This is a genomic window from Bradyrhizobium sp. USDA 3650 (genome assembly GCF_054057395.1).
The window spans coordinates 7,923,627-7,945,361 of the sequence record NZ_JBSRZG010000001.1 but is presented as its reverse complement, the minus strand read 5'-3'; the positions used below and the strand labels follow the sequence as shown (position 1 = coordinate 7,945,361).

23 protein-coding genes are annotated in these 21,735 nt (G+C 64.4%); 3 read left to right on the top strand and 20 right to left on the bottom strand.

Annotated elements, in window-relative coordinates:
- Positions 1–4 precede the first annotated feature (4 nt).
- The 4 genes from blaOXA to ACVIN2_RS37530 form a co-directional block, all read right to left on the bottom strand.
- Positions 5–823 carry a class D beta-lactamase gene (gene blaOXA / locus ACVIN2_RS37545; protein ID WP_456769449.1) on the bottom strand — a complete coding sequence of 273 codons (819 nt, stop codon included), beginning with the start codon at positions 821–823 and terminating at the stop codon, positions 5–7.
- 68 nt (positions 824–891) lie between these two features.
- Positions 892–1,152: an EscU/YscU/HrcU family type III secretion system export apparatus switch protein gene (locus tag ACVIN2_RS37540; protein WP_007603059.1), complete on the bottom strand. Its 261-nt coding sequence runs from the start codon at positions 1,150–1,152 to the stop codon at positions 892–894.
- Complete coding sequence (gene fliK, locus ACVIN2_RS37535; protein ID WP_456769448.1) at positions 1,149–2,753, bottom strand: flagellar hook-length control protein FliK; 1,605 nt, start codon at positions 2,751–2,753, stop codon at positions 1,149–1,151. Before fliK ends, ACVIN2_RS37540 begins: the two co-directional genes overlap by 4 nt.
- Before the next feature lie 54 nt (positions 2,754–2,807).
- Positions 2,808–3,602: an ATP12 family chaperone protein gene (locus ACVIN2_RS37530; protein WP_456769447.1), complete on the bottom strand. Its 795-nt coding sequence runs from the start codon at positions 3,600–3,602 to the stop codon at positions 2,808–2,810.
- A 74-nt stretch (positions 3,603–3,676) separates the two neighbouring features.
- On the opposite strand from ACVIN2_RS37530, the gene ACVIN2_RS37525 reads away from it, so the two are divergent.
- Positions 3,677–4,123 (top strand): hypothetical protein, encoded by a 447-nt coding sequence (locus ACVIN2_RS37525; protein WP_456769446.1) that lies wholly within the window; start codon positions 3,677–3,679, stop codon positions 4,121–4,123.
- 551 nt (positions 4,124–4,674) lie between these two features.
- Here ACVIN2_RS37525 and ACVIN2_RS37520 read toward each other — a convergent pair.
- The 4 genes from ACVIN2_RS37520 to ACVIN2_RS37505 form a co-directional block, all read right to left on the bottom strand.
- Positions 4,675–5,892: an RluA family pseudouridine synthase gene (locus ACVIN2_RS37520; RefSeq protein ID WP_456769445.1), complete on the bottom strand. Its 1,218-nt coding sequence runs from the start codon at positions 5,890–5,892 to the stop codon at positions 4,675–4,677.
- Complete coding sequence (locus ACVIN2_RS37515; protein WP_456769444.1) at positions 5,889–6,206, bottom strand: HigA family addiction module antitoxin; 318 nt, start codon at positions 6,204–6,206, stop codon at positions 5,889–5,891. Before ACVIN2_RS37515 ends, ACVIN2_RS37520 begins: the two co-directional genes overlap by 4 nt.
- A gap of 78 nt (positions 6,207–6,284) precedes the next feature.
- Complete coding sequence (locus ACVIN2_RS37510) at positions 6,285–7,619, bottom strand: replication-associated recombination protein A (RefSeq protein WP_456769443.1); 1,335 nt, start codon at positions 7,617–7,619, stop codon at positions 6,285–6,287.
- Positions 7,616–9,022 carry a DegQ family serine endoprotease gene (locus tag ACVIN2_RS37505; protein ID WP_456769442.1) on the bottom strand — a complete coding sequence of 469 codons (1,407 nt, stop codon included), beginning with the start codon at positions 9,020–9,022 and terminating at the stop codon, positions 7,616–7,618. The genes ACVIN2_RS37510 and ACVIN2_RS37505 overlap by 4 nt, the downstream gene beginning before the upstream one ends.
- A 312-nt stretch (positions 9,023–9,334) precedes the next feature.
- Here ACVIN2_RS37505 and ACVIN2_RS37500 point away from each other — a divergent pair, with 312 nt between their 5' ends.
- On the top strand, positions 9,335–10,948 hold the full coding sequence (locus ACVIN2_RS37500) for an OprO/OprP family phosphate-selective porin (RefSeq protein ID WP_456769441.1): 1,614 nt from the start codon (positions 9,335–9,337) through the stop codon (positions 10,946–10,948).
- Positions 10,949–11,028: 80 nt separating this feature from the next.
- Complete coding sequence (locus tag ACVIN2_RS37495) at positions 11,029–12,042, top strand: zinc-binding alcohol dehydrogenase family protein (RefSeq protein ID WP_456769440.1); 1,014 nt, start codon at positions 11,029–11,031, stop codon at positions 12,040–12,042.
- A gap of 3 nt (positions 12,043–12,045) precedes the next feature.
- Here the strand turns inward: ACVIN2_RS37495 and ACVIN2_RS37490 are convergent, their stop codons facing one another.
- From ACVIN2_RS37490 to rpmD, 12 genes are all read right to left on the bottom strand, one after another.
- Positions 12,046–13,374 (bottom strand): chloride channel protein, encoded by a 1,329-nt coding sequence (locus ACVIN2_RS37490; protein WP_456769439.1) that lies wholly within the window; start codon positions 13,372–13,374, stop codon positions 12,046–12,048.
- A 56-nt stretch (positions 13,375–13,430) separates the two neighbouring features.
- Complete coding sequence (locus ACVIN2_RS37485) at positions 13,431–13,727, bottom strand: DUF1330 domain-containing protein (protein ID WP_456769438.1); 297 nt, start codon at positions 13,725–13,727, stop codon at positions 13,431–13,433.
- Between the two features lie 9 nt (positions 13,728–13,736).
- Positions 13,737–14,525 carry an SDR family NAD(P)-dependent oxidoreductase gene (locus tag ACVIN2_RS37480; protein ID WP_456769437.1) on the bottom strand — a complete coding sequence of 263 codons (789 nt, stop codon included), beginning with the start codon at positions 14,523–14,525 and terminating at the stop codon, positions 13,737–13,739.
- An 80-nt stretch (positions 14,526–14,605) separates the two neighbouring features.
- Positions 14,606–15,445, bottom strand: coding sequence for a c-type cytochrome (locus ACVIN2_RS37475; protein WP_456769436.1), 840 nt, complete (start codon positions 15,443–15,445; stop codon positions 14,606–14,608).
- Positions 15,446–15,565: 120 nt separating this feature from the next.
- Complete coding sequence (rplQ, locus tag ACVIN2_RS37470; protein ID WP_456769435.1) at positions 15,566–15,982, bottom strand: 50S ribosomal protein L17; 417 nt, start codon at positions 15,980–15,982, stop codon at positions 15,566–15,568.
- A 120-nt stretch (positions 15,983–16,102) separates the two neighbouring features.
- Positions 16,103–17,134 (bottom strand): DNA-directed RNA polymerase subunit alpha, encoded by a 1,032-nt coding sequence (locus tag ACVIN2_RS37465; RefSeq protein ID WP_007603046.1) that lies wholly within the window; start codon positions 17,132–17,134, stop codon positions 16,103–16,105.
- Positions 17,135–17,245: 111 nt separating this feature from the next.
- On the bottom strand, positions 17,246–17,635 hold the full coding sequence (gene rpsK / locus ACVIN2_RS37460) for a 30S ribosomal protein S11 (RefSeq protein WP_007603045.1): 390 nt from the start codon (positions 17,633–17,635) through the stop codon (positions 17,246–17,248).
- 123 nt (positions 17,636–17,758) lie between these two features.
- Positions 17,759–18,127, bottom strand: coding sequence for a 30S ribosomal protein S13 (gene rpsM, locus ACVIN2_RS37455; RefSeq protein ID WP_027518583.1), 369 nt, complete (start codon positions 18,125–18,127; stop codon positions 17,759–17,761).
- 187 nt (positions 18,128–18,314) lie between these two features.
- Positions 18,315–19,187, bottom strand: coding sequence for an adenylate kinase (locus ACVIN2_RS37450; RefSeq protein ID WP_456769871.1), 873 nt, complete (start codon positions 19,185–19,187; stop codon positions 18,315–18,317).
- A gap of 275 nt (positions 19,188–19,462) precedes the next feature.
- Entirely contained in the window at positions 19,463–20,794 is a 1,332-nt protein-coding gene (gene secY, locus ACVIN2_RS37445; protein WP_027518585.1) for a preprotein translocase subunit SecY, read from the bottom strand.
- 152 nt (positions 20,795–20,946) lie between these two features.
- Complete coding sequence (gene rplO / locus ACVIN2_RS37440) at positions 20,947–21,432, bottom strand: 50S ribosomal protein L15 (RefSeq protein ID WP_007611602.1); 486 nt, start codon at positions 21,430–21,432, stop codon at positions 20,947–20,949.
- A 73-nt stretch (positions 21,433–21,505) separates the two neighbouring features.
- A complete protein-coding gene (gene rpmD, locus ACVIN2_RS37435; protein WP_007603038.1) occupies positions 21,506–21,712 on the bottom strand; it encodes a 50S ribosomal protein L30 in 207 nt (68 codons plus the stop codon).
- Between the last annotated feature and the right edge of the window lie 23 nt (positions 21,713–21,735).

The following is a 21,735-nucleotide window of genomic DNA, read 5'->3' as shown; positions in this document are numbered from 1 at the left end:
AGCGCTAGATCGCGCCGATCTCGGCAAGGCAGGCTTGCGTCAGGGGCATGCGCTCGCCGACCAGACGCGGCTCCTTGCAGTCCATATTGAGCGCGAACACGGTGTGCGCTTCGCCCTTCTCGGCCCAGCCCACCATCCAGCCCAGCGACGGCTCGCCGCGCTCGGCGCCAAGCAGCCCGGACTTGGCGCGAATGACGCTATCGCCGACCTTGGTCACCGGCAGGATGTCAGCGACGAGATCCTGACTGCGCTTCGAAATCGGCAGCGCGCGGCGGCGCAGCCTGTCGACGAAATCGACCTGCTCGACCGGATCGATGCGCAAGGCGCCAGTGAGCCAGAACTGGTCGATGCCGCCGCCGATGTCGCGATTGCCATAGTCGAACAGATCGACATACTTCTGCATGCGCTCTTGCCCGATCCGACGCGCAATCTCCTGATAGACCGGCACCGCGCTGACGAGAATCGCGCTGCGCAGCGTGTGGTCCTTGTTCCAGGCCTCGATCGGACGCTTCACGCCATCCCAGGGAAATACATCCTTGTCGGGGTCAGTGACGACGCCAGTTTCGAGCGCGATCAGCGAGTTCGGTATCTTGAAGGTCGAAGCCGGCAGCTTGGCCTCGCCCGAACGTTCCTTGTCGCTGGCGACGATCAGATAATCCTCGACCTTGTAGCCGACGAAGGTGCCTGATGTGCCGAGGTCGGTGAAGCGCTTTGCCAGGCTGTCACGGATTTCATTTCGCGGTGGCGCGACGTGAGCGAGTGTGCGCGACGGCAGGATCGCGGTTGCGGCGAGAAGACCGAGAGTCGAACGGCGGGTGAGCAAGAGCGATGTCCGTTGAATGATAAAATGGATCCGACCATGAAGCCGTTATCGTGGTGAAACGATGACAGCTACCGCCTGCCCGACAGCCGCAGCACGAACACCAGCACTTCGGCGACGGCCTTGTAGAGGTCGGGTGGGATCTCCTCGCCGAGTTCGACCTTGGAGAGCGCACCGGCCAGGATTTCGTTCTCCTCGATCGGGATGTCGTTGGCCTTGGCGATCTCGACGATTTTTTCGCCGATCGTACCCTTGCCCTTGGCGACGACGACCGGCGCGTTGCTGCCCTTCTCGTAATGGAGCGCAATCGCAAGCTTCGACGGGTCGCTCATGTGGCGCGATCCAGGAAGTGGCCGGCGCGGGCCGGAGTGGGCTGCGGCGGGGTGCCATCGCGGACCAGGATGTCGCCGGGCTTGAGCTCGGCCCTGGTCAGGGCCTGGTTGAGCTCACCGATTCCGGCGCGAAGCTGCTGTGCGGTCGCCGGCCGCTCCGCCCACATCCGCACGAAGGTCTTGTCACCGTTGAGCGTAATCAAAGCGTGCACGGGGCCGGTCGGCTCGACATTGAGTGTGAAGCGCGCACGCCAGGCGCGCCTGGCGGGATCGGCGGATTCATTGCCGCCGTCGCGCGAGATCTCGAAATGCGCCATTGCCGTACCCTGCGGCGTTGCGAATGGAATCTCGAAATTCCACTGCGGCACAGTCGGATCGATCCTGTGACCGCTGGCGTCAGTGCGATCGGGGAGCGAAGCGACCTGGAGCAAAGTCTGGCGCGCGAGGGCGGCATCGGTGTCGTCGAGCAGGCGATGCACGGTCGCGGCAAGCGGCGTATCCGGTGCGAGTGACGGCGAGGCGATGGATTGCGGCGACGGCAGCGCGCCGCGAACCGGTGGTGGCGTCGCGCGCGCGGCGGCATCGAAAATATGTCCGTCGGGCACGGCCTTGTTCGAGCCCGGTACGTTCCCCGTCATGCGCGGCAGGTTTTGTGTGATCTCTTGCAGGAGGCTCACAGCAAGGCCCGCAGATATGGTTCGCGGCATCGCAGGTTGCGGCGCACCGCCAGCGATGTCCGCCAGCACAGCGGCCGCGAGATTGGCGCTGCGCGGCATTTGCGGTGATTGGGCGATCTCGGGTTCGGTTGCGGGCAATGCGGCCTGTGCAGCCTGCGTCTGCGCGGTCGTGACCTGCGGTGTTGCCCCGGTACCGGCTGGAAGGGTGGCACCTTGCGTCTGTGGCGCCGTATCGAGCGTTGCCAGCGTCTGCCGCAGCACCAGCAGCGCGGCTTTCAAATCCGGCATCGTGCCGGAGGACGGAGTCGCGCCTGCGGCGAGCGAGGCCTCGAGGAGCAGCCCGGACTTCTGGAAAGCGGACTCGATGTCGCCGCCTTCGAGTCCGGTGTTGAGCGGCGTCTGCTGCGCCAGCACGCCCAGCATCGCCTGCTTCAGCCCCGCCGGAAGATCGCTGCCGGTGACCACCGCGGCCAGATTGGCGAACAGCGGCGCCTGGCTGCCCTGCTTCGTCACAGCCTCGGCCGATGCTTCTGTGACGGCGACCTGCTCGGTCGGTGTGAGGGCATTGCGGGCCGCGCTCGCTGACGGCACTAGCGACGGGCTGTCCACCAGCGAGGCCGCAGCCGGCGTTAGCGTGACCTGATCGGCGGCCGCCTCGCCTGCGCCGCCCATGACGGCCAGCCGGATGGTGCCGCCGTTCTGCGACACCGCAAGCTGGAGATTTTGGCCCGGTGTCAGCGCCACCTCGGACATCACATCCATCGAGAGGCTGGCGATCGCGATCCGCACCAGATTGTCGGCGAGCACGCTGACGACTCTTGCGTCGACGACGCTGCCGGCCTGTAGCACAAGATCGGGCGTCGCCGCGTCAGCAACAGGGCTGGCGGCACTGACGGGAAGGATCGAGCTTATCGGCGTCGGCATCGCGAGGGGCCCAGGAGCGCGGGCCACCCTAACGCCTGCGTCGTAAACCTCTCGTTAAGGACCTCCGACCGCGGGTGGCTTCACCGCGGTCAAAACCGCCACGGCAGCCTCGAAATCCCGCAGGCGGGCGGCGCGGCGGCCGGCCGCTTCCTCGTCCACGCCCCATTTCTCGGCGTTCCAGTCCTCATCGACATAGGCTGCCGCCCAGACCTGGGCGGCGTCGCGCACGCCATGGGCAAGCGCCAGCGCCAGCAGCGCCGAGCCGGTCAGGGTGGTGATCACGTGGAGGGCGGCGACCGACCAGGCGTCATGGGGCAGCGCGGCGCGCGCGGCTCGGACAGCCTCATCCGGCTGCGTCACATGCATGATGCCTTCGGACAGGATGAAATGCGCCCCCAGCGTCTCCGCGGCCCAGAACAGCACGGGGTCCCAATGCGCGGCCTCGCGGGCGACAAGTCCCTCGGGATGGCCGGCGCGATAGAACAGCAGATCGGACTGGAGGTATTTTGCAAGGTCGTCCGTGACGAGATCGACGCGGTCGACGACGCCCTCGACCACACTGTTGGCGATCCGCGTCAGCGGCATGGTCATGGGCTTGATCGTCTCGTCCTGATCCGCCCACTCCGCAGCCACTGCGTCGGCCAGCGCGCGCGAAGGGATGATCACCTGGCGGCCGGACGGCGTGCGGATCGCCTTCCCGTCGAGCATGATGGCAAAACCGCCCTCAGCCTCGGCCACCCCCACCTCCTTGTAGAAGCGCTTGCGCAACGGCACGCGCGCGGCCTGGCGCACCAATTCCTGCGGATCAAGCGGGGATCGCCCCGCAGCTTCATCGAACAATTCGCGCATCTGGTTTTCGGCCCTGATCACTCAATGCTAGGCTTGTAAGGTAAGAGCGGCGACCGATAAAGCGAGCGGCAGGTATGAGGGAACTTGCGGGCATTTTGGCTCTGTTCGCCGGGTTTTGGCTGGCCGCTGCGCAGGCCGGCTTTCGGACTCCGGAATCGGTCGTCCGGAACGTCTACGCCCATTACGGCCAGGGCGCGCCGGAGCTCTCCAACGGCCTACCGCGGGATGCCGCCACCGCCCGGCAATTCTTCGACCCCTCCTTGCGCAAGGTGTGGTCCGCGCCGCGGGTCGCGCCCTACGATTTCCTGGTGCAGAGCCCGAGCTGGAAGCTCGGCCCCGTCGCGATCGCGGTCATTCGGAGGCAATACGACAAGACCTATGTCGCGGCGAATTTCGACAACCGCGGCCGGCCGGTGACTCTGAACTTTATCCTGATCAGCGGGCCCGAAGGGTGGTTGATCACGGATGTCGAGAGCCCGCACGATAGCCTGCGGATGTTTCTGGAGCAGTTTCGGAATTGAGGTAGTCTAGCCGATCTGGCGTTTCGTTCGCCGGCCGTGGATTTGCAGGAGGCAGCAATGGCTACATGCGACCATTGCAGTGGGACTTATAGAGGCTGGGCGATAAAGGACGGGCCGTATCGCTATTGTAACGGGCTTTGTCACTCAAGAGGGAAAGCATTGCTCAGCTGCCTCGACGGGTTTTCCTCCGACAAGTTGGATGCAATCATTGCGCAGGAGCACGCGGGACCGTGCCCGAATTGCGGTCAGAACCGTACTGTCGATATCCATGACTCCCACAAGATAAAGTCCTTCTTCGTATATTCATCATGGCAAACAAGTTCTTTTGTTGCTTGCCAGACCTGTGCCCGTCAGCGGCAAAGGGGAGATTTGTTGTGCTGCCTCTTGATGGGATGGTGGTCTCCAAGAGGAATTCTCACAACCCCGTTCTTTCTAGTATTCAACATTGTCGCGATGTTTCGTCGTCAGAATCCCGCAGTGGCGTCTGACCGGTTTCGTAAATTGATAAGAATGAACCTGGCCCGCCAGGTGGCAAGCCGATAGCAAACCAACTACTCTTCAGGCGCGTTCTCGATCGGATCAAACCGGCTCGCATCGAGCCCGAGCAGGTTCCATGACTGCTGCATGTGCTGCGGCAGCGGCGCGGTGGCATCGATGAAGCCGCCGCGCGGATGCGGGATGACGATACGGCGCGCGAGCAGATGCAGCCGGTTTTGCAGGCCGCCCGGCAATTGCCAGTTCTCGATGTTGAAATATTTGGGATCGCCGACGATGGGGTGGCCAATATGTTCCATGTGGGCGCGCAGCTGGTGGGTGCGCCCGGTCACCGGCTTCAGCGACACCCAGGTCAGCTTGTTGCCGGCGGTTTCGACAACCGCATAGTATGTCACAGCGTGGCTTGCGCCCTCGTCGCCATGCTGGGCGATGCGCATGATGGTGTCGTCCTCGCTCTCCTCTTTCGCCAGGAAAGTCGAGATGCGGCCCTGCTTCGGCTTCGGTAGGCCCGGCACCAGCGCCCAATAGGTTTTTCGCGCCGACCGCGAACGGAATGCGCCGGTGAGATGCGAGGCGGCAAAGCGGGTCTTGGCGACCAGGAGACAGCCCGAAGTCTCCCTGTCGATGCGGTGCACGAGGCGCGGCTTCTGGCCCTTGGAATCGCGCATCACCTCCAGCATCTGGTCGATGTGTCGCGTCATGCCCGAGCCGCCCTGCACGGCAAGTCCGGCCGGCTTGTTCAGCACGAGAACGTCGTCGTCCTCGTAAATCGTCATTTCCTTCAGCGCGGCAAGCGTCTTTTGCGCCGCCTCCGACTGCGGGTTGGGTGCCTTCGGCGTGTCGAGCTTCAGCGGCGGAATGCGCACGCTCTGGCCCTCCTCCAGCCGGTCCTTGCTGTCGACGCGCTTGCCGTCGACGCGCAGCTCGCCTTTACGAACGACGCGCTGGATGTGGGAGAACGACAGGCCGGGAAAGTGCGCTTCAAGGAAGCGGTCGACGCGCATATTGTTCTCGTCGGCCGTCACCTTGACGGTCTGCACCTTGGTCGGCAGCAATGCCTCGACGGGGGGCTTTGCCGGCGCAGCCTTTTCCGGTTCGGCTTTGGCCACACGCCGCTCGACGCGCTCGCTCGCGAAGCGCGGCGACTTCGCGCCGGGCTTGCCGCCCGGCCGCGGCCCAGCCGTCTTCGCGCTACGCGCCTTGAACGGGCGCGCCTCCTTGCGCTCGTCGCGCTCGCGGGGTTTCGGGTTCATTCTCTTGATGCGGCGGCTCATGCGGTTTTTCCAAACTTTGGTGTCGACTGCGCCGTCGCGCGGCGCGGCAGCGACGCAACCTGCGCCCCCACCTCTTTTTCCGCGAGGCGCAGCTCATATTGCTGCTGCAGGTTCATCCAGAACTGCGGGCTGGTGTCGAACCAGTGACCAAGACGCAACGCCGTATCGGCCGTGATGCCGCGCTGTCCATTGATGATGCCGGTGATCCGGTTCACGGGTACATCGACCTGACGCGCGAGTTCTGCGGCGGAGATGCCGAGTTGTCGCAGTTCTTCGGCAAGATGTTCACCGGGATGTATGGGCGTGCGGGGCATGGCGATTTCTTGGCCGGACTAGCGTGAATTACGCGTTACGTAAACCGTAAATCGAACCCTACAGCAAGCCCGAAAGGGTTAGGCCCCACCCCGCTCCTTCCGCAACTTCGCCCAATAATCCAGTCGCTTCCTGATCTCCCGCTCGAACCCGCGGTCGGGCGGGTCGTAGAAGGTCTGGCGGCCCAGCGCTTCCGGGAAGTAATCCTGTCCGGAGAAGGCGTCGGGGGCGTCATGGTCGTATTCGTAAGATGCGCCGTAGCCTTCCGACTTCATCAGCTTGGTCGGCGAGTTCAGGATATGTTTCGGCGGCAGCAGCGAGCCGGCCTGCTTTGCGACCTGCATCGCCTTGCCGAAGGCGGTGTAGACGGCGTTCGATTTTGGCGCGGTGGCGAGATAGACCACGGCTTGGGCGATCGCGAGCTCGCCCTCGGGATGACCGAGGAAGTCGAAGGTGTCCTTGGCGGCATTGGCAATGACCAGCGCCTGCGGATCGGCAAGGCCGATATCCTCGACCGCCATGCGCACGACGCGGCGGGCCAAAAACAGCGGGTCCTCGCCGGCGTCGAGCATGCGCGCGAGATAATACAGCGCGGCATCGGGATCGGAGCCCCGCACCGACTTATGCAGCGCCGAGATCAAATTGTAATGGCCGTCGGCCGACTTGTCGTAGATGGGCGCGCGGCGCTGCAATATCTCCTGCAACTGCGCGGCGTCGAAAATTTCGTCCTTGCGCGCGGCGCGCCAGACTTCCTCGACGAGCGTCAGCGACGCGCGGCCGTCGCCATCGGCCATGCGCACCAGCACGGCGCGCGCTTCCTCGTCAAGCGGCAGCTTGCGGCCCTCGACCTCCTCGGCATGCGCAAACAGCTTTTCGATCGCGGCCGCGTCGAGCGAGCGAAACACCAGCACGCGCGCCCGGGACAGAAGCGCCGCGTTGAGCTCGAAGGACGGATTTTCCGTGGTGGCGCCGACCATCACCACCGTGCCGTCTTCCATGACGGGCAGAAACGAATCCTGCTGGGCGCGGTTGAAGCGATGCACCTCGTCGACGAACAGCAGCGTGCCCTTGCCCATCTCGCGGCGTGCGCGCGCGGCCTCAAAGGCCTTCTTCAAATCGGCGACGCCGGAGAACACCGCGGAGATCTGCTCGAAATGCAGATCGGTGGCGTCCGCAAGCAGCCGCGCGACCGTGGTCTTGCCGGTGCCGGGCGGACCCCAGAACACCAGCGAGCCCAGCGTGCGCGTCTCCAGCATGCGCGTCAGCGCGCCGTCGGGACCCAGGATGTGATCCTGGCCGACGACCTCCGAGAGCGCGCGCGGCCGCAGCCGATCCGGCAGCGGATGCGGAGCCTCGTGTTCGAGCCCCGCCGCGGCGAAGAGAGTCGGCGTCTCCTGTGGTCGCTTCGGACTCATCCGCCCAGCGTGACGTTGATCTGCTGGCCGCCGCGCACCAGCGTGATGCGCCAGATGCGCTGGCGCTCGGCCGCCGCCTTTTCGAGATCGCTGGTCTTGCTGATCTTTTGGTTGTTGACGGCCAGGATGACATCGCCCTTCTGGAAGCCGACATTCGCGGCCGCGCTGTCGCCGCCGAGATCGGTGACCACGACGCCTTCTGTATCGGCGTCCAGATGCAGCTCATCGGCGAGCGCCGGGGTGATGGTCGAGACCTTCGCGCCCTGGAGAGGCGAGCGCGCGGTGATGACGAGCTCGTTGCGGCCGGCATCGGGCGCGGCGTCCAGCGCCACAGTCAGCTTGACCGGCTTGCCGCCGCGCTGCACGTCGATCTGCGCCGTGCCGCCAAGCGGCCGTGTGGCGAAACGATAGTCGAAGGCGTTGGGATCATCCACGGTCTGGCCGTCGATCGACACGATCAGGTCGGAGGATTTCAGCCCGGCCTTGGCCGCCGGTCCGTTCGGAACGACGCTTGCGACCAGCGCACCGGTCGGCGAACGCAGACCGAGGCTCTCGGCGATCTCGGGCGTCACCGCCTGCAATTTCGCGCCGAGCCAGGGCCGCTTGACCGCCTTGCCGCCACCCTTGGCGGAGGCGACGACGACGCGCACCATGTTGGCGGGGATCGCGAAGCCGATGCCCTGCGAGCCGCCGGAGCGCGAATAGATCGCGGTGTTGATGCCCGCGAGCCGGCCGTTCATGTCGACCAACGCGCCGCCGGAATTGCCAGGATTGATCGCCGCGTCGGTCTGGATGAAGAACTGGTAGTCGGTGATACCGACCTGCGTGCGCGCCAGGGCCGAGATGATGCCGTGAGTCACGGTCTGGCCGACGCCGAAGGGATTGCCGATCGCCAACACGACGTCCCCCACCAGCAGCTCGTCCGAATTGGTGAATTCGAGAGCCGGAAACTTCTCCTTGGTGTCCTTCAGCCGCAGCACGGCCAGATCGCTGCGAGAGTCCTTCAGCACGATCTCGGCCTCGAACTCACGCTTGTCCGACAGCGACACCTTGACCTGGTCGGCGCCTTCGATGACGTGGACGTTGGTGACAACGAGCCCGGAGGCATCGACGATCACGCCCGAACCAAGCGAGCGCTGCACCTGCTCCTGCTGCTGGCCGGGCACGCCGAAGAAGCGGCGGAAGATCGGGTCGTCGAGCAGCGGGTTGCGGTTCTGCACCACCTTGGCGGCATAGACGTTGACGACCGCCGGCTGCACCCGCTGCACGATCGGCGCGTAGGACAGCCGCAGTTCGGCGGGCGAGGACGGCACACGGCGGTCCTGCGCGGCGGCCGGATTGAAGTTGGCCGAAAAGGCTATGCACAGTGCCGTGACGACGGCGGTCCAGGTCGATCGAAACATTCCTACCTCTTGGAAAAGACGCCGGAATATAGGCGCGTTCGCCCCCCAATAGAAGAGCGCCGGGCGGCCTATTCGGCCCCCTTTTTGGTGTGTCCGGCCTGCAAGCTCTGCGTGCGAAATAGCAATTTGCCAAGCCTGCCGATTGGCATGATGTGCGTCATCTTGCATGGTGGTGCAAGGCGGATTCGGTTGCGGCGAATTTACACCAGTGGGAACCGCGCAACCGGGCGCAGCGTCGCGGGGCAGTCATCGATCACACCTAGGCTCTCCGCCAGCGACTTGGGGACGTTCGTCAAACGATGGAGTCATGACGTGAGCAGGACAAGAATTGCAGCCACGGCGATGGGTCTCGCCGCCGCACTGGCAGCCTCGCAGGCCCAGGCCCAATCGGCGAGCAGCAGCGACCAGGAGATCGCGCTCCTGAAGCAGCAGCTGAAGATGCTGGAGCAGAAGCTCGACAAGCTCCAGAGCCAGACCGCCGCGAATACTGCGGCCACGGCGAAGGCCAGGCTTGAGGCGAAGGCGGAGGCGAAAGCCGAAGCCCGGTCCGAAGCGAAGGCCGCCGTCGCCAACGCCAACGCGGCGATCCCGCTCAAGGGACCGGCGCCTGCCTCCGGCGTCGTCGTGACGATGCCGAACAACCGGCCGACCATCTGCACTGCCGATGGAGCAAACTGCGTCGGGATCACAGGCCGCGTGCATTGGGATGTCGGCGGCTACGACTATCGGCCCAACACGGCGGCAACCGTGCCGCAAAAACTCGACAGCGGCGAGAACGTCCGCCGCGCGCGCATCGGTCTCGCCGGCAAGTTCTTCAACGACTGGAATTTCGCGCTGGTCTACGACTTCGGCGGCTCCTCCGACGGGTTTGGCGGCGCAGCTCCGGGTTCGCTGCCCGGCGGCGGCGTCTCCGGCATCGAGAACGCCTATCTCAGCTATACCGGCCTGAAACCGTTCGGCGGCAAGATGGCCATCGAAGGCGGCATCATGGACCTGCCCTACACCCTCGATGAGGCCACGAGCTCCAACGACATCATGTTCATGGAGCGCGCCTCGGCCGGCATCGTCGCCACCAGCATCGCTGCGGGCGACTTCCGTTCGGCGGTCGGCACGCGCTGGTACAACGACGTGTTCTGGGCTGGCGCCTATGTCACCGGTCCCGCCACCGGTGCGATCCACTCAGCGTCGAGCGTTGCGCCGAACGGCACCACGGAACAATACGGCGCGGTCGCGCGTGTCGCCGGCCAGGTCGTCAGCGGCAAAGACTACTCGGTCCATCTCGGCGGCAATGCCGAATGGCTGATCCAGCCGACGCGCAATCTGGTGACGGGCGCACAGACGGTGACGCTGAGCGATCGTCCGGAACTGCGCATCGATCCCACGGCGCTGGCTACGACCGGCGCAATCGCCAATGCCTCCGGCGCGCAGGTCTACAGCGTCGAAGCCGCCGCCACCTATGGACCACTGATCCTGCAAGGCGAGTATTTCTGGTACAACATCGATCGCAGCGCCAATACCGGCCTGCCACCGCTGGGTGCGCCGAGCCTCAAATTCCAGGGCGGCTACGCCCAGGCCGGTTACGTGCTGACCGGCGAGGGTCGCAGCTATAATGCGGCGAATGCGGCCTATGGCGGCGTCAAGCCGGCGCACCCGTTCTCGCTCGAGGGCGGCGGCTGGGGCGCGTGGGAAGTCGCGGGACGCTTCTCCACGATCGACCTCAACGATCAGCTCGGGACCGCCACCGGCATCGCAGGCGGCCGGCAGACCGTCTACACGGCAGCGCTGAACTGGTATGTCAACGGCAACGTCCGTTTCATGCTGGACTATCTGCATGGCACGGTGTCGAGGCAGGCCACGCCGATCTCGAACGCCGATGTCGGCTCGAAGTTCGATGCGGTCGCGATGCGGACGCAGTTCGCGTTCTAGCTCTCGCCTGTCGTCCCGGGGCGCGCGAAAACGCGAACCCGGGACCCAGCATCTGCAACGCTATCCGAAGGAGACAAGCCATGAAGGCCGTCGGCTACAAGAAATCGCTTCCGATCGAGGATCAGGACGCGCTGTTCGATTTCGAGACCGCAAAGCCCGAGCCCGGCGGGCGCGACATCCGCGTCGCCGTGAAGGCGATCTCGGCCAATCCAGTCGATTACAAGGTGCGCAAGCGCGCCGCTCCACCCGAGGGCGAGACCAAGATTCTAGGCTATGACGCGGCCGGCGTGGTCGACGCCGTCGGTCCCGACGTCACGCTGTTCAAGCCGGGCGACGAGGTGTTTTACGCCGGCTCGATCCTGCGCCAGGGCACCAATTCCGAATTCCATCTCGTTGACGAGCGTATCGTCGGCAATAAGCCGAAGAGCCTGTCGTTTGCGCAGGCCGCCGCCCTTCCCCTCACCTCCATCACCGCCTGGGAGCTGTTGTTCGATCGGCTGGGTGCGGTGCCCGGCAAGAGTGTCGATCCACGTACGCTGCTGATCACGGGCGGCGCCGGCGGCGTCGGCTCGATCCTGATCCAGCTCGCTCGCCGCCTCACCGGGCTGACCGTGGTTGCGACCGCGACGCGACCGGAATCACAAAAATGGTGCCTCGATCTCGGCGGGCATGCGGTGATCGACCACGGCCAACCGATGAAGGAGCAGATCGAGAAGCTCAAGCTGCCGCCGGTCGCGCTGGTGGCGAGCCTCACCTTCACCGACCAGCATTACAAGGCGATCGCCGATTTGATGGCGCCGCAGGGGAAGTTCGGCCTGATCGACGATCCCCCGGAATTCACGGTTGCCGCGTTCAAGGGCAAGGCCATCTCGGTGCATTGGGAATCGATGTTCACGCGCTCCTCGTTCCAGACCGCCGACATGATCGCGCAACATCATCTGCTGAACGACGTCGCCGACCTCATCGACAAGGGTGTCTTGCGTACCACGCTGGACCAGACCTTTGGCACGATCAACGCGGCTAATCTCAAACGCGCCCACGCGCTGCTCGAGAGCGGCAAGTCGCGCGGCAAGATCGTGCTGGAGGGGTGGTAGGTCTTAGCTCGAAGCGGGCGCCGCTTTCGTCTCCGGCGGACGCGTCGCCCGCTCGATAAAGCCCTTGGCGAGCGCGTGGTAGATCCCTTCCTCGCAGATCAGCCGCGAGGTGGCATGTGCAATCAGGGCGGCGGCCATTAACGGCACCACCATGGCGTGGTTGTCGGTCATCTCGGTCACGATGACGAAGGCGGTGATCGGCGCCTGCACCACACCTGCAAAATACGACACCATGCCGAGCAACATGATCGCGCCGAGCGGAGCTTCGTGGAAGAAGGACGCGATATTGCTGCCTAGGCCGGCTCCAACGGCGAGTGACGGCGAAAAAATTCCGCCGGGTATGCCACTGATCGCCGCGAAGGTGGTGGCAAGGAGCTTGAGGATGCCGAAGTCCTGCGGCAGCGGTGCGCCCTGCTCCAGGGCCGTCTTTACCTGCTGGTAGCCTGTGCCATAGATCGTATCGCCGGAGACAAGGCCGCAGATCGCGACCGCCAATCCGCACGCGAGTGCGAACCATAAAGGGTGGCCCTTCACCGTGCGCCCGAGCGGGTGGGCGAAGCCGCGCGCCATAACGATGACGATGCGGCTGAAGACGCCGCCGGCCAAACCACCAACCACGCCGCACACCGGAACCGCTAGCCAGTCGGCACCAGGAGCCAGCGCCGTCGCACTGCTGCCGAAATAGGCGTAATTGCCCGTCAGCGCGAGCGAGGTCAGGCCGGCCGCGATCACCGCCGCGATGATGAGACTGCTGGTACGTGTCTCGAAAGCACGGCTCATCTCCTCGATGCCGAAGACGATCCCTGCCAGCGGCGTGTTGAAGGCGGCCGCGACGCCGGCGGCCGCGCCGGCCAGGATCAATCCGGGCTGACGGCGTGGCGAGACGCGTCCGAGCGCGAACATGATCGAAGCGCCGACTTGAACGCTCGGTCCTTCCCGGCCGACGGAGCCGCCGCACAGGAGGCCGAACAAGGTGAGGATCACCTTTCCGATCGCGATCCGGATCGAGACCAGGCTCTCGCGCGCCGTCTGGTCGGTCAGATGCCGCGCGGCGATCGCCTGGGGAATGCCGCTGCCCTGTGCGTTCGGGAACAACCGGGTGGTCAGATAGGCCGAGAGCATGAAGCCGAGAGGTGTCACCGCGAGCACGGCGTAGCGCGACTTGGCCAGCAGCAGCGCAAAGGCGTGCTGGGCGAGATCGGCAAGCTGCGCCAGCGCCACCGCCGCGGCGCCAACCCCGATCCCACCAAGCACAAAGATCGCCCGCCGCTGCCATCGCGCGGATGTCAGCCTGAAGAGGCGTTTATGGCGGGTCGAGAGGGGCCAGAGCATAAAGCCGAGGTTTAGCCGGTCCCGCCGCGAATTGAAGAGGCAAGCGAGCAGACCAGCTAGACTGGAACCACGCCCTCGACGAACATCAGCCGTCGCTCCAGTGCCGTCTGCCGCAGCTTTAGCGCCTCGGCGTACTCGGCCGAGGCATACCATTCGTGCGCCCGCGCCATCGATGGGAACTCCACGATGATGATGGTCTCGGGCGGCGGGCCGCCCTCCACCACCTCAGTGGCGCCGCCGCGGACGAGATAGCGGCCGCCATATTGCGCGATGGTTGCGGCAGCCAGCGTCCGATAGGCCTCCATCGCGGCTCTGTCGCGTACCTCGACCTCGGAGATCACATAGGCCGACATGCGCAGGCCTCAGGCAATCGTGTTGACGATGCCGCCTTCCGCGCGCAGCGCCGCACCGTTGGTCGCGGACGCTTCCTTCGAGGCGACATAGACGACCATGTTGGCGATCTCGTCGACGCTGGCAAAGCGCTGGAGCAGCGAGCTTGGGCGATGCTGCTTGACGAAATTGGCCGCGGCCTCATCCAGCGACTGGCCGTTCTGCTTGGCGAGATCCTTCACGAAGGTCTCGACGCCTTCCGACATGGTCGGGCCTGGCAGCACGGAATTGACGGTGACGCCGGTGCCGCGGGTGAGCTGCGCCAGGCCTCGCGCAACCGAGAGCTGCGCCGTCTTGCTCATGCCGTAGTGGATCATCTCGACGGGAATGTTGAGCCCGGATTCCGAGGAGATGAAGACGACACGGCCCCAGTTGCGCTTGAGCATGCCCTTCATATACGCGCGCGAGAGACGCACGCCGCTCATCACGTTGACCTCGAAGAAGCGGCTCCAGTCCTCGTCCGGAATGTCGAAGAAGTCTTTCGGCTCGAAGATGCCGGCATTGTTGATGAGGATGTCGACGTCTGGCAGCGCCGCCGCCAATGCCTTGCAGCCGGCGGCGGTCGAGACGTCGGCGGCGATGCCGCGGACCTTTCCGCCCGCCCCTTCCAGCTTGCGCACGGCCGCATCGACCTTGTCCTGGCCGCGTCCGTTGATCACGACGCTCGCACCCGAGCCGGCAAGACCCTTGGCGATGCCGTGGCCGATGCCGGCGGTCGAGCCGGTGACGAGGGCGGTCTTTCCGGAAAGGTCGATGTTCATGCGATGTCTCCATTGAAGCTGACGGAAATATCGTGCGCTGCGCGGGCGGGTGCAATCGCCCCTCACCGACGCGTGAGGATTTAGTTGCGAGGCGGAAGCGTCCTGAGAAACGCGACGATGGCATCGAGATCCTGAGCCGTCATGCTGGCATAAGCAGCATAGGCCATCGGCGGCTTCAGTTTATGGCCGTCGCGCGCGATGCCTTGCGTAATCGCACGTTTGATTTCGTCGTCGCTCCACCCGCCGATGCCCGCGGTTGAATCCGCGGTGATGTTGGGAGAGACGGATTCGCCCCACGGCCCCTTGAATGTCCGGCCGCCCTTGCCGCTCGCTGCGGCGAAATCGTGCACGACGGACGGGCCGTCCGGCGTGTGGCATTCCAAGCAATGGGCGATGGTCAGGAGATAGCGGCCGCGCGCAAGCCTGTCGGAAAGCTCAGCCTCGTTCGCCTGCTTGCCGGCGTAGATCGGCGTCTCCGGCTTCGGCGCGCTTCTGTATTCCGGCGGCGGCGTCGCGTGGCGTACGGCCGGCACTGAGCGCAAATAAGCTGCAAGCGCGTCGAGATCGCGGGCCGTGAGCACGGTGTAGAACGCGGTCGGCATGATCGGCGCGACCCTGGTTCCGTCCGGCCTGACGCCGCTGACGAGAAACCGCTTCAGCTCCGCGTCGGTCCAGTTGCCGATGCCGGTGTCCTTATCCGGTGTGATGTTGGAGCCAGAGACCTTGAAGGCGGGCTCGTCAAATACCTGGCTGCCGCCGGAGAGCGCGCGCAAGAGATCGAGCCCTTGCGGCCCTCGCGGCGTGTGGCAGTTGTGGCAAACCATCACGCTGTTGACGAGATAGGCGCCGCGCTCCACCAGCGTCTCACCAGAGGCCGGCGACATCAGCAGCGCCAGCGCAATCCCTGACACAATCCTCATCGAGAGCCCCCCGGTCGGAATCGCGTTCAACGAAACGATGCGCGGTATGAGATGCCGCCGCGCCATACAAAAAAGCGGCGCCTGCAGGCGCCGCTTTCTGAAAACTCTCTGCCGGTCGGCTTACGCCGCCTCGGCTTCCTTTTCCTGCACCGGACCGGAGTCCTGGCCCTTGGCATCGACATCACGATCGACGAACTCGATCACGGCCATCGGGGCGTTGTCGCCGTAGCGGAAGCCGGCCTTGATGATGCGGGTGTAGCCACCCTGGCGATCCTTGTAGCGGGGCGCGAGCGTGTCGAACAGCTTCCTGACCTGATCCTTGTCGCGCATCTCGGAGATGGCCTGGCGACGCATGGACAGGCCGCCCTTCTTGCCGAGGGTGATCAGCTTCTCGACGATCGGACGCAATTCCTTCGCCTTCGGCAGCGTGGTGACGATCTGCTCGTGCTTGATCAGCGCGGCGCACATGTTGGCGAACATCGCGCGGCGATGCTCGGCGGTGCGGTTGAGCTTGCGATGAACCTTGCCGTGACGCATTTTATCTATTCCTTGAATTTCATTCGTCGCGACGGTTCGTCGGACAGTTGCTCAGGTGGGCTGCCTGCGTTCGCCCGCTAAGGCGCGATGAATTCGCGCCTCAGCCTGTCGTCGTTCGGATCAGTAGTGATCCTCGAAGCGCTTGGCGAGCTCGTCGATGTTCTCCGGCGGCCAGCCCGGCACTTCCATGCCGAGGTGCAGACCCATCTGGGCCAGCACTTCCTTGATCTCGTTCAGCGACTTGCGGCCGAAGTTCGGAGTGCGGAGCATTTCCGCTTCGCTCTTCTGCACGAGGTCGCCGATGTAGACGATGTTGTCGTTCTTCAAGCAGTTGGCCGAACGCACCGACAGCTCGAGCTCGTCCACCTTCTTGAGGAAGGCCGGGTTGAAGGCGAGGTCCGGGATGATCTCCTGGGCGACTTCCTTGCGCGGCTCTTCGAAGTTGACGAACACGTTGAGCTGATCCTGCAGGATGCGCGCAGCGTAGGCGACGGAATCATCAGGCGTCAGCGCGCCGTTGGTCTCGATCGTCATGGTCAGCTTGTCGTAGTCGAGGATCTGGCCCTCGCGGGTGTTCTCGACCTTGTAGGAGACCTTGCGGACCGGCGAGTACAGGCTGTCGACCGGGATCAGGCCGATCGGCGCGTCCTCGGGACGGTTGCGCTCGGCGGGCACGTAGCCCTTGCCGGTTGCGACAGTGAACTCCATGCGGATCTCGGCGCCCTCGTCGAGCGTGCAGATCTGCAGGTCCGGGTTGAGCACGACGACATCGCCCACGGTCTGGATGTCGCCAGCGGTGACGACGCCCGGGCCGGACTTCTTGACGACCATGCGCTTGGGGCCTTCGCCCTGCATCTTGATCGAGATGTCCTTGATGTTGAGCACGATGTCGGTGACGTCCTCACGGACGCCCGCGATCGAGGAGAACTCGTGCAGCACGCCGTCGATGTGCACCGACTGCACCGCCGCGCCCTGGAGCGAGGACAGCAGGATGCGGCGCAGCGCGTTGCCGAGCGTCTGGCCGAAGCCGCGCTCGAGCGGCTCGGCGACGATGGTCGCGAAACGGGTCGGATCGCTGCCGGGCTGTACCTGCAGCTTGTTCGGCCGAATCAGTTCTTGCCAATTTTTCTGGATCGTCACTGTTTCACCCATACAGGCCAGTCAGACTGCTGTTGCAGGCACTGGCGTTGGAGAAAGGCCGCAGATCATTTCCGCGGCTTTGCAAAAAGTCATTGCGGGCGCCGATGCGCCCGCAATCTGGTATCAAACGCGCCGACGCTTGCGGGGACGGCAACCGTTGTGCGGGATCGTGGTCACGTCGCGGATCGAGGTGACGGTGAAGCCCGCGGCCTGGAGCGCCCGGAGCGCCGATTCGCGGCCCGAACCGGGACCGGCGACTTCGACTTCGAGCGTGCGCATGCCGTGCTCCTGCGCCTTCTTCGACACGTCCTCGGCGGCAACCTGTGCGGCATACGGGGTCGACTTGCGCGAGCCCTTGAAGCCCATCGTGCCGGCGGAGGACCAGGCAATCGTGTTGCCCTGCGCGTCGGTGATGGTGATGGTCGTGTTATTGAACGACGAGTTCACGTGCGCGACGCCGGAGGCGATGTTCTTGCGCTCACGACGACGAACGCGGGTGGCTTCCTTGCCCATAGACTACCTTTCCTGAAGATCTCAAACGCCGCCGTAATGCCAGCGGCTACACCTGTGGAACGAAAGGCGTGTGGCGAACGGGTCATCCCCGGGTCGCCACACGCCGTGATTGGATGCGAAAGCTTACTTCTTCTTGCCGGCGATGGCCTTGGCCGGACCCTTGCGCGTGCGCGCATTGGTGTGGGTACGCTGACCGCGCACCGGCAGACCGCGACGATGACGCAGGCCGCGATAGCAGCCGAGGTCCATCAGACGCTTGATGTTGATGCCGACTTCACGACGCAGATCGCCCTCGACCATATAGTCGCGGTCGATCACTTCGCGGATCTGGAGCACTTCGGCGTCGCTGAGCTGATTGACGCGACGATCCACCGGGATCTTCACCTTGTCCAGAATCTCACCGGCGATCTTCTGGCCGATGCCATGGATGTACTGGAGCGCGATCAGCACGCGCTTGTTGGTCGGGATGTTCACGCCGGCAATACGGGCCACGGCCTTCTCTCCTGTCGCCGATCCCTCGTCAGGAATCGCGCTTTAAGTGCTTGGTTTCTCGGGCAGGTGTTCACAAACGCGAACACGACGCCCACCCCTGGTCTTCCTGGGGCCCGGCATCGTTTGAAACTATCCGACTTGGATGCGGGGCTTATTAGGGGATTCAGGGGGCTTTCGTCAACCGCTGCTAGCGCTTAGCTCGCCTTTTCGTGACCTTTTTTGCGGCCTTTTTGGCACCTTTCTTGACAGCCTTCCTAGCGGTCTTTTCGGCTGCCTTTTTCTTCACGGTTTTCTTGACGGCCTTCTTGGGACCCTTCACGGCCTTCTTGGCCGCTTTCCTGGATTTGGCGGCCTTTTTGGCCGCCTTCGCCGGCTTTTTGGCCGATTTCTTCGCCGCTTTGGCTTTTTTGGACGGGGCCGCCTTGGCCGCGCGCCGGGCGGGGGCCTTCTTGCCGTGCGTCTTGGGCTCTACCGCCCCAAGCGCCAGGAGGAGGCGATGGATGGCGCGGGTGACCTCGTCGATGGCCATCATGCCGTCGATGGTCGAGAGCTTCCGCCGCTCGGAATAGTAGTGAATCAGCGGTTCCGTCTGGTTGCGGTAGCTGGCTAACCGCTTGGTCAGGACCTCCGGGGTGTCGTCGAGTCGGACCTCCTCCCCGCGCTCGCGCATCTGCGCGACGCGAGTCTCGACGCGGTTCAGGAGCGCGCTCTCGTTGACGCGGAGCTCGATCACGGCATCGAGCTTGAGGTGCTTGTGCTTGAGCAGCTCATCCAGCGCCTCGGCCTGCGGCACGGTGCGCGGGAAACCGTCGAGGATGAAACCGTTTTTGGCATCCGGCTGATCGATTCGATCGGAGATGATTCCGACCACGACATCGTCGGGCACGAGACCGCCGCTGGCCATGATCTCCTTGGCCTTGAGCCCGACCGGCGTTCCGGCCGCCACCGCCGCACGCAACATCTCGCCGGTCGAGAGCTGGACGATGCCATAGCGCTGCACCAGCAGCTGCGCCTGGGTGCCCTTGCCCGATCCCGGTGGCCCCAGAAGTATAATTCTCATCGGCGTACGCCCCCCCGATTGGTGCGCGATACGACGCGCACCTGTGTTTTGAAGTCCAGTTACAGTGCAAATCATAATCAGCGCCGCACCGCTACCCATATCATAGGGGAGCAAATGGCCGGACGCCAAGAAGCCTTTGAGATCAGTGATCGCGCTTCAGTGCGAGTGGCTCTGCCGATGCCACCGGATGGCTGGCCGGCCGCGCCCGTAGGCGCCGCGCGTTACTCGCGCGGCGAATCGGCGGCGCAATTGCGCCGCCTGAGAGGACAACGCGCTTAGCGGCGCCGGCCGCGCAGCTTCGACTTCCGGATCAGACCTTCGTACTGATGCGCCAGCAGATAGCCCTGCACCTGCGCCACCGTGTCCATGGTGACGCTGACGACGATCAGCAGCGACGTGCCGCCAAAGTAGAACGGCACCGAGGCGTAGGAGATCAGGATTTCCGGAATCAAGCAGACGATCGCCAGATAGACCGCGCCGAGCACGGTAATGCGCGACAGCACGTAGTCGATATATTCCGCGGTGCGCTCGCCCGGACGGATACCCGGAATGAAGCCGCCGTGCTTCTTCAGATTGTCCGCAGTCTCGGTCGGATTGAACACGATCGCGGTGTAGAAGAAGGCGAAGAACACGATCAGTGCCAGATACATGATCAGGAACAGCGGGCGGCCGTGGCCGAGCTGGGTGTTGATCCACTGGAACCATTCCGGCCCGCTGCCCGCGTTGAAGTTCGCAACTGTGGTCGGCAGCAGCAGCAACGAGGACGCGAAGATCGGCGGGATCACGCCCGAGGTGTTGAGCTTGAGCGGCAGATGCGAGGACTGCCCCTCGAACATCTTGTTGCCGACCTGGCGCTTCGGATACTGGATCAAGAGCCGGCGCTGGGCGCGCTCCACGAACACGATGAACGCGATCACAGCCACCGCCATCACGATCACGACGAGAATCAGGCCGGTCGACATCGCACCCTGACGGCCGAGCTCGAGCATGTTGGCGAGCGCCGCGGGCAGCTCGGCGACGATGCCGGAGAGAATGATCAGGGAAATGCCGTTGCCGATGCCGCGCGAGGTGATCTGCTCCCCTAGCCACATCAGGAACATGGTGCCGCCGGTCAGCGTGATCGCCGTGGACAGACGGAAGAACATGCCGGGGTCGCTGACGACGTTGCCGGCGCCTTCGAGACCCACCGCGATGCCGTAGGATTGGAATGCGGCCAGGATCACCGTGAGATAACGGGTGTACTGGTTCAGCAGCTTGCGGCCGGACTCGCCTTCCTTCTTCAGCGCCTCGAGCTGCGGCGAGACGGTGGTCAGGAGCTGGATGATGATGGAGGCCGAGATGTACGGCATGATGTTCAGCGCAAAGATCGCCATGCGGTGAATGCCGCCGCCGGCGAACATGTTGAACATGCCGAGGATGCCGCCCGCCTGGGAGCGGAATACCTGCTCCCAGATGTTGGGATCGATGCCGGGCAGCGGGATGTAGGTCCCGAGCCGATAAACGAGCAGCGCACCCAGGGTGAACCAGATGCGCTTCTTCAGTTCGTCGGCCTTGGCAAACGCACCGAAATTGAGATTGGCTGCCAGTTGTTCCGCTGCAGAGGCCATCTTGGACTTTCTCCCGCCGCTTATTGCGCCGTCATGCCCGCGGCCGGGCTACATTATACCGGACACCGGACATTATCTGGGGCTACGGCTTCGATAAGTCCATCGTCCCGCATGCGTAAAGGCCCGCGAGCTGCGGGCCGATGACGCAGTTGTTACGCCGCCTCGCCTTCTTCCTTGGCAGGCGCGAGGATCTTCACCGAGCCGCCGGCCTTCTCGACTGCCGCGATCGCGGTCTTCGAGGCGCCGTGCACTTCGATGTTGAGCTTGGCCTTGAACTCGCCGCGGCCGAGCAGCCGCAGGCCACCCTTGGCGCGGCGCAGCACGCCGGCCTTGACCAGGGATTCGACGTTCACGACGCTGCCGGCATCGATCTTCTTGGCATCGACCGCGTCCTGGAGCCGGTCGAGATTGATCTCGGCGAACTCGATGCGGAAGATGTTGTTGAAGCCACGCTTGGGCAGACGGCGATGCAAGGGCATCTGACCGCCTTCGAAACCCTTGATGCGCACGCCCGAACGCGCGGTCTGGCCCTTGCCACCGCGGCCGGCCTGCTTGCCCTTGCCCGAACCAATGCCGCGGCCGACGCGCATACGCTTCTTGCGCGAGCCGGCATTGTCGGCGATATCGCTGAGCTTCATCGCCCTGCTCCTTGTTTCTTGCGCATGACCTTCACCGAAAACGGGTCCCCGCTTCGGGATCGTGCGCCTTTGCTTACTTCTCGTCGACGATGCGAACGAGATGGTGAACCTTCAAGATCATGCCGCGCACCGCCGGGGTGTCCGGCAGTTCGCTGGTGCGGCCGATCTTGTTGAGCTTGAGCCCGATCAGCGTCGAGCGCTGCGAGTGATGGCGGCGGATCGCGCTGCCGGTCTGCTCGATCTTGATCGTCTTTGCGGTCGTAACGGCACTCTTGGCCATGGGCGTCTACTCCGAAAAGCTTC

What these genes read in the sequence shown, in the direction of transcription:
- ACVIN2_RS37540 (WP_007603059.1), bottom strand. Translation starts at nt 1,152, where the DNA reads ATGAGCGACCCGTCGAAGCTTGCGATTGCGCTCCATTACGAGAAGGGC.
- rpsK (WP_007603045.1), bottom strand. Translation starts at nt 17,635, where the DNA reads ATGGGCAAGGAAGCCACCCGCGTTCGTCGTCGTGAGCGCAAGAACATC.
- rplO (WP_007611602.1), bottom strand. Translation starts at nt 21,432, where the DNA reads ATGAAGCTCAGCGATATCGCCGACAATGCCGGCTCGCGCAAGAAGCGT.
- ACVIN2_RS37495 (WP_456769440.1), top strand. Translation starts at nt 11,029, where the DNA reads ATGAAGGCCGTCGGCTACAAGAAATCGCTTCCGATCGAGGATCAGGAC.
- ACVIN2_RS37475 (WP_456769436.1), bottom strand. Translation starts at nt 15,445, where the DNA reads ATGAGGATTGTGTCAGGGATTGCGCTGGCGCTGCTGATGTCGCCGGCC.
- ACVIN2_RS37520 (WP_456769445.1), bottom strand. Translation starts at nt 5,892, where the DNA reads ATGAGCCGCCGCATCAAGAGAATGAACCCGAAACCCCGCGAGCGCGAC.
- rplQ (WP_456769435.1), bottom strand. Translation starts at nt 15,982, where the DNA reads ATGCGTCACGGCAAGGTTCATCGCAAGCTCAACCGCACCGCCGAGCAT.
- rpmD (WP_007603038.1), bottom strand. Translation starts at nt 21,712, where the DNA reads ATGGCCAAGAGTGCCGTTACGACCGCAAAGACGATCAAGATCGAGCAG.
- ACVIN2_RS37510 (WP_456769443.1), bottom strand. Translation starts at nt 7,619, where the DNA reads ATGAGTCCGAAGCGACCACAGGAGACGCCGACTCTCTTCGCCGCGGCG.
- ACVIN2_RS37480 (WP_456769437.1), bottom strand. Translation starts at nt 14,525, where the DNA reads ATGAACATCGACCTTTCCGGAAAGACCGCCCTCGTCACCGGCTCGACC.
- secY (WP_027518585.1), bottom strand. Translation starts at nt 20,794, where the DNA reads ATGGCCTCTGCAGCGGAACAACTGGCAGCCAATCTCAATTTCGGTGCG.
- ACVIN2_RS37515 (WP_456769444.1), bottom strand. Translation starts at nt 6,206, where the DNA reads ATGCCCCGCACGCCCATACATCCCGGTGAACATCTTGCCGAAGAACTG.
- ACVIN2_RS37505 (WP_456769442.1), bottom strand. Translation starts at nt 9,022, where the DNA reads ATGTTTCGATCGACCTGGACCGCCGTCGTCACGGCACTGTGCATAGCC.
- ACVIN2_RS37450 (WP_456769871.1), bottom strand. Translation starts at nt 19,187, where the DNA reads ATGAGAATTATACTTCTGGGGCCACCGGGATCGGGCAAGGGCACCCAG.
- ACVIN2_RS37490 (WP_456769439.1), bottom strand. Translation starts at nt 13,374, where the DNA reads ATGCTCTGGCCCCTCTCGACCCGCCATAAACGCCTCTTCAGGCTGACA.
- ACVIN2_RS37485 (WP_456769438.1), bottom strand. Translation starts at nt 13,727, where the DNA reads ATGTCGGCCTATGTGATCTCCGAGGTCGAGGTACGCGACAGAGCCGCG.
- ACVIN2_RS37530 (WP_456769447.1), bottom strand. Translation starts at nt 3,602, where the DNA reads ATGCGCGAATTGTTCGATGAAGCTGCGGGGCGATCCCCGCTTGATCCG.
- ACVIN2_RS37465 (WP_007603046.1), bottom strand. Translation starts at nt 17,134, where the DNA reads ATGGGTGAAACAGTGACGATCCAGAAAAATTGGCAAGAACTGATTCGG.
- ACVIN2_RS37525 (WP_456769446.1), top strand. Translation starts at nt 3,677, where the DNA reads ATGAGGGAACTTGCGGGCATTTTGGCTCTGTTCGCCGGGTTTTGGCTG.
- fliK (WP_456769448.1), bottom strand. Translation starts at nt 2,753, where the DNA reads ATGCCGACGCCGATAAGCTCGATCCTTCCCGTCAGTGCCGCCAGCCCT.